The sequence below is a fragment of the Actinosynnema sp. NPDC023658 genome, assembly GCF_040639995.1.
In the GTDB taxonomy this organism is placed as follows: Bacteria; Actinomycetota; Actinomycetes; order Mycobacteriales; family Pseudonocardiaceae; genus Actinosynnema.
Genome location: NZ_JBFAAX010001310.1, coordinates 1 through 1,342 on the forward strand (window position 1 = coordinate 1; position 1,342 = coordinate 1,342).

General features: G+C 69.5%; 1 protein-coding gene. It reads right to left on the reverse strand.

Annotated features, from left to right (window positions below; genetic code table 11):
- Positions 1 to 101: 101 nt before the first annotated feature.
- The gene (locus AB0G02_RS40555; protein ID WP_360805961.1) at positions 102 to 1,034 is read right to left on the reverse strand and encodes a hypothetical protein; all 933 of its coding nucleotides are present in this window, start codon (positions 1,032 to 1,034) and stop codon (positions 102 to 104) included.
- Between the last annotated feature and the right edge of the window lie 308 nt (positions 1,035 to 1,342).

Below are 1,342 nucleotides of genomic sequence, written 5' to 3' on the forward strand. Positions count from 1 at the left end.
CAACGCTCAGCACACCCGGCCGGTGTCGTGAGCGTTGAACTCAGGTGCTGTGAACGTAGGACTCTCGACGCGTGAACGTAGGACTCTCGCGGTCTGGAGGGTTAGCGGTAGGCGTTGCGGGTGTAGGTCAGGCTGAACGTGCCGCGGTTGGCGAAGTAGACCGAGACCAGGTAGGCCGGGTCGGTGGCGAGCAGGCCGCGCTGGAGGTCGCTGCCGTCGTTGGCGTCGTCCCACCCCCAGGCGCTGTTGGCGGCGTTGTCCTTGCCGTTGTCACCGCGGAACGTGCCCCAGCTCGCGAACGTCGTGGTGCTGTTGCGCTGCGCCCACAGGCCGCCGGTGGCGAAGGCGTCCACCAGCCGGTAGCCGACGGAACGGTCGTTGCCGCTCGAAGGCACCTCGCCGGTCGCGCTCGGCACGTACACCACGCCGTCACCGCCGGGGAACTCCGCGCCGTTCCACGCGTACACGCCGTGCCCCTTGGCCTCCTGGCGCGTGATCGGCCGGGTGCCGTCGAGCCGCACGGTGCCGTCGATGCTCTCGCGACCGGACGTGAACGTGCTGCCGGCCGGGACGTAGGAGTAGAAGTCGCTGTGCGCCACCGTCACCAGGGCTTCGAGCTTGCCGTAGGTCGAGCCGTCCTTGCGGACCGTGGCGAGCACGCCCTCCATGTCATTCTCGTGGGTGAACTGCTCGAACGGGTCTGCGAAGTCCTCCCAGTCCCGCGGGTGGTAGAAGCTGTAGACGACGAACCAGTGCGTCGACGTCTCCACGACCGAGTAGTACGCGGCACCGGTGAGGCGCGCGAGCGAGTCGTCCTGGGACTCCCAGTTGTTCAGCGTGTTCCACTCGCCGTCGAAGTCCACAGTGGACAGGTAGTCGGCGTCGTAGTCGGACGAGTCGGTGTCCTGGTAGTGCACCGGTGCCCAGTGGAAGGCGAGTTCGGCGTCGGTCGCCGCCTGGGCCGGTGCCACGAGGAACGTCGAGAACGTGACGGCCGCGAACAGGGACGCGGCGATCGTGCGTGCAGGGGACATGCTCCACCTCCGTCAGGGTTGCCCGTCGGAGCCAACGGGCCGCGCTGAACGCTGGGGTGAAGCGGTGGTCGACACAAGGGGTGAATCAGGTGATCGTTTCCGGCGCGCTGGTCGGGGGACGTGGAGACCCCTTCGGGACACCGCACCCGGGACGGTGGCGGACCGGGGACGTCGAAGATCCCCGGTCCGCCTGTCCCATCGACCCGGATCGGACGCGGGGGGGGACTCGGGGGGGGAGGCGGGCCCCCCCGCAACGGAGCCCCCCCCGCGGAGCACCAACCAGGGCGGCCACGTGCGGGGCCCCCCGG